The 3,810-nt window shown below is 73.6% G+C and carries 3 protein-coding genes and 1 pseudogene; 1 reads left to right on the top strand and 3 read right to left on the bottom strand.

Going from position 1 to position 3,810, the window contains the following annotated elements:
• Window positions 1–537, top strand: a pseudogene (locus tag ACTIR_RS24165) (AsnC family protein); the annotation flags it as partial.
• A 39-nt stretch (window positions 538–576) separates the two neighbouring features.
• On the opposite strand, the gene ACTIR_RS0118145 reads toward ACTIR_RS24165, so the two are convergent.
• From ACTIR_RS0118145 to ACTIR_RS26865, 3 genes are all read right to left on the bottom strand, one after another.
• Complete coding sequence (locus ACTIR_RS0118145; protein ID WP_007026874.1) at window positions 577–1,503, bottom strand: RluA family pseudouridine synthase; 927 nt, start codon at window positions 1,501–1,503, stop codon at window positions 577–579.
• The gene (lspA, locus tag ACTIR_RS0118140; RefSeq protein ID WP_199285650.1) at window positions 1,500–2,165 is read right to left on the bottom strand and encodes a signal peptidase II; all 666 of its coding nucleotides are present in this window, start codon (window positions 2,163–2,165) and stop codon (window positions 1,500–1,502) included. Before lspA ends, ACTIR_RS0118145 begins: the two co-directional genes overlap by 4 nt.
• Window positions 2,166–2,227: 62 nt before the next feature.
• A complete protein-coding gene (locus ACTIR_RS26865) occupies window positions 2,228–3,706 on the bottom strand; it encodes a potassium/proton antiporter (RefSeq protein WP_026455344.1) in 1,479 nt (492 codons plus the stop codon).
• Between the last annotated feature and the right edge of the window lie 104 nt (window positions 3,707–3,810).

The raw sequence follows: 3,810 nt of genomic DNA, 5'->3' as shown, positions 1-3,810 counted from the left end.
CCGGCCGCACCGGGCGGGGGAAATCCGGCACCGGGCACGGAGGACACGCCGCGGGCTCCCGGGGCCCCGCCGTCGGGAGAGGCGGACCGGAACGGGACCGGCGACCGCCCGGCCGCGCGGTCCGGGACCGTGGGGGACGTGCTGGAGACCCGGGGCCTCGAAGGGGAGGACCTCTCCGTGCAACTGCTCGAGGTCCAGGACCCCGCCGACTTCCTGTTCACCGCGGCGGGCTACCGGCTCGACGACGGGGAACGCGCGGTCGTCGTGCACACCGAGGTCACCAACCGGGGTACGGTGCCGTTCGCCTCGCTGCCGGACAACCACCTGGAACTGCTCACCGACGAGGGCACCCCGGTCGCCAAGGCCCCGGTGTCGCTGACCTCCCGGCAGCCGCACGGCATCGGGGTCGGCCCCGGCGAGACGAGCGGCGGGCACACGGTGTACGTCCTCGGCGCGGACACCCGGGTGACCTCGGTCCGGTGGAGCCCGCGGCCGGAGCCGGACGACCGCAGCGTGACCTGGGCGATCCCGGACTGAGCCGGGGCCCCCGCACGGGGCCCGCGGTGCCGGACCGGGTCAGGTCTCGGCGCGCAGCACATCGACGGCGGCGGCGAGGTCGTCGGGGTGGTCGCTGGTGAACTCGACCCACCGCCCGTCGGCGGGGTGTGCGAAGCCCAGCCGCCGGGCGTGCAGCCACTGCCGGGTCAGGCCCAGCCGCCGGGCGAGCACCGGGTCGGCCCCGTAGGTGAGGTCACCGACACACGGGTGCCGCAGTGCCGCGAAGTGGACCCGGATCTGGTGGGTCCGCCCAGTCTCCAGCGTGACATCGACCAGCGACGCCGCCCGGAACGCCTCGATCACCTCGTAGTGCGTCACCGACGGTTTGCCGTCGGCCACCACGGCGAACTTGTAGTCGTGCCGGGGATGCCGGTCGATCGGCGCGTCGATCGTGCCCCGCGTCGGGTCCGGGTGCCCCTGCACGAGCGCGTGGTAGCCCTTGGTGACCGTGCGTTCCTTGAACGCGCGCTTGAGCGCCGTGTAGGCGCGTTCGCTCTTGGCCACCACCATCACCCCGGTGGTGCCGGCGTCCAGCCGGTGCACCACGCCCTGCCGCTCGGCGGCGCCGGAGGTCGAGATCCGCAGCCCGGCGGCGGCCAGGCCGCCCACCACGGTCGGGCCGGACCACCCGGGGCTGGGGTGGACCGCCACCCCGACCGGCTTGTCGACCACGACGATGTCGTCGTCGTCGTACAGGATCCGCATGCCCTCGACCGGCTCGGACACCACCTCGACCGGCCGGTCCGGTTCGGGCAGGGTCACTTCCAGCAGCCCCCCGGCCGGCAACCGGTCCGACTTGCCCGCGGGGACCCCGTCCACGAGGACGTCCCCGGAGCCCGCGAGCTCCGCGACCGCGGTGCGGGACAGGCCGAGCAGTTTGGCCAGCCCCGCGTCGACCCGCATGCCCTCCAGCCCGTCCGGGATCGGCAGCATCCGGGTGCTCATGCCCGGTCCTCCCCGGCGGCGCCGGATCCGTCCGCCGCCCGCGGGTGCGCGCGGTCGTCCCGCTGCTTGCCCGTCCGGGTGCCGTCGTACTCCCGCCCCAGCGCCGTCAGCAGCACGATGAGCACGGCACCCACGGTGATCGCCGAGTCCGCCGCGTTGAACACGGGGAAGAACTCCCCGTTCGGCGCGAACACGGAGACGAAGTCCACGACGTGGCCCTCGAACACACCCGGGGCACGGAAGATCCGGTCGGTGAGATTGCCGAGCGCGCCCGCGAGGATGAGGCCGAGTCCGACGGCCCAGCCCACCGACCGCAGCCGCCGCGCGAACCACAGGATGCCGAGCACGACGAGGGTGGCCACCACGGTGAGCACCCACGTGCCGCCGAAACTCATCCCGAACGCCGCGTAGGGGTTGCGCAGCAACTGGAGGTACACGGCGCCGCCGAGGATGCGGACGGGTTCGCCCGCCTCCAGGCCCGCCGTGGCGAGGACCTTCGTCACCACGTCCACGACGTAGGCCAGTGCCGCCACGACGAGGAGGAGCCCCGCGCGCCGCTTCGCCACGGGGGCTTCCGTCGCTCCCGCCGGTCGTTCCGGATCCGCCCGACCGGGGTCCGGTGCGGAGTTCTGCTGCTCGGAGTTCACCGTCCCATTGTCCATGTCGGCGTCCGCCCGCCCCGTCCACCGTCGGTGTCGCGCGCGGCGCGGGTGGCGCGGCGGGGTCAGTCGCCCCGTTCACCCTTCCAGCGGGCGATCGGTCCCGCACGGTCGACGGCCCGCAACCGGCGTTCGGTCGCGCGCCGGGCCTGCTGCGTGGTGACGACGAGCAGCTGGTCGTCCTCCTGCAGCCGGGTCGTGTGCTCGGGGGTGAAACTCTGCTCGCCACGCACGACCAGACTGACGGTGGCACCCTTCGGCAGGCGCAGCTCCGCCAGGTAGACCCCGTGCAGGCGCGAGGTGCGCAGGATCCGCACCTGGAGCAGGACCGCGCCCAGTTCCTCCAGCGGTGCGGCGTCGACCTGCATCTCCCGGGGCTCGGAGGCACCGGCCACCCCGAACAGTTTCGCCAGCGGCCCCAGCAGTGCGGCCTGCAACAGGGTGAACACGATCACGATGACGAACACCGCGTCGACCAGCTCCTGGGCTCCGGGCCTGCCCTCCGCGAGCGGGATGGTGGCCAGCACGATCGGCACGGCACCGCGCAGCCCCGCCCACGACAGGAACGCCTGTTCCCGCCACGGCACCCGGAACGGCGCCGTGGAGATCAGCACGGCCAGCGGCCTGGCCACCAACAGCGCCAGCAGTCCCGCGACGACACCCGGCACCACCGCGTCCAGCATCCGGGACGGTGCGGCGAACAGCCCCAGCAGCACGAACAGTCCGATCTGGGCGATCCACCCGACCCCCTCGGCGAACGACAGCGTGTTCGACCGGTGCGGCAGCCGGGAGTTGCCGAGCACCACCCCGGCGACGTAGGTGGCCAGCAGACCGGAGGCGAGGGCGAACTGGGCGCCCGCGTAGGCGAGCACGCACATCGCCACCGTCGCCAGCGGGTAGAGGCCGGTGGCGGGCAGGGCGGCCCGCCGCAGCGCCCACGCGCCGGCCAGCCCGATCCCGAACCCGAGGAGGCCGCCCGCCACGAGCTGGTAGACCACCTGCAGCGGCAGGGTCCAGTCCATGGTGGTCCCGGTGGCCAGCAGCACCACGACGATGTAGGTCGGGGCGTCGTTGAGCCCCGACTCCAGTTCCAGGATGCTGGACAACCGCTTACCGATCCCGGCCGAACGCAGCACGGAGAACACCGCGGCCGCGTCGGTCGAGGCGAGCACTCCGCCCCACAGCAGGGCGGTCTCCCACTCCAGGCCGAACAGCCAGTGCAGTGCCGACCCGGTCACCACGACGGTGACTCCCACGGCCACTGTGGACAGCGCGAGGCCCGGACCGAGATTCGGCCGGACCTCGGACCAGGTCGTGGTGAGACCACCCTCGATCAGGATCATCACGAGTGCCGCCAACCCGAGGCTCTGGGTCAGCTCCGGGTTGTCGAACTCGACCCCGAGGCCGGCCTCCCCGATGAGGACACCGATCCCGAGGTAGATCAGCAGGGACGGCAGGCCGAGCCGGATCGAGAACCGCACGGCCAACACGGAGGCGAGCAGGACGGCCGCGCCCGAACCCAGCACGAGGGGCAGCTCGTCCATGTCACCTCTCGTTCGGCGCGTCCACCGGCTCCGGCGGCCCGCGGACCGCCCACCCGGCACCTTCCCCCGCGATCCCGGCCCGGTCCGGTCCGGCGCGGGCCGGG

Origin of the sequence: Saccharomonospora iraqiensis subsp. iraqiensis (assembly GCF_000430445.1) — a bacterium.
GTDB classification, from domain to species: domain Bacteria; phylum Actinomycetota; class Actinomycetes; order Mycobacteriales; family Pseudonocardiaceae; genus Saccharomonospora; species Saccharomonospora iraqiensis.
Note: the sequence above shows the minus strand (reverse complement) of the source record. Positions and strands in the feature narration are given on the sequence as shown.

Coding starts and splice junctions, on each gene's coding strand:
- ACTIR_RS0118145 (WP_007026874.1), bottom strand. CDS start 1,503: ATGAGCACCCGGATGCTGCCGATCCCGGACGGGCTGGAGGGCATGCGG.
- lspA (WP_199285650.1), bottom strand. CDS start 2,165: ATGGACAATGGGACGGTGAACTCCGAGCAGCAGAACTCCGCACCGGAC.
- ACTIR_RS26865 (WP_026455344.1), bottom strand. CDS start 3,706: ATGGACGAGCTGCCCCTCGTGCTGGGTTCGGGCGCGGCCGTCCTGCTC.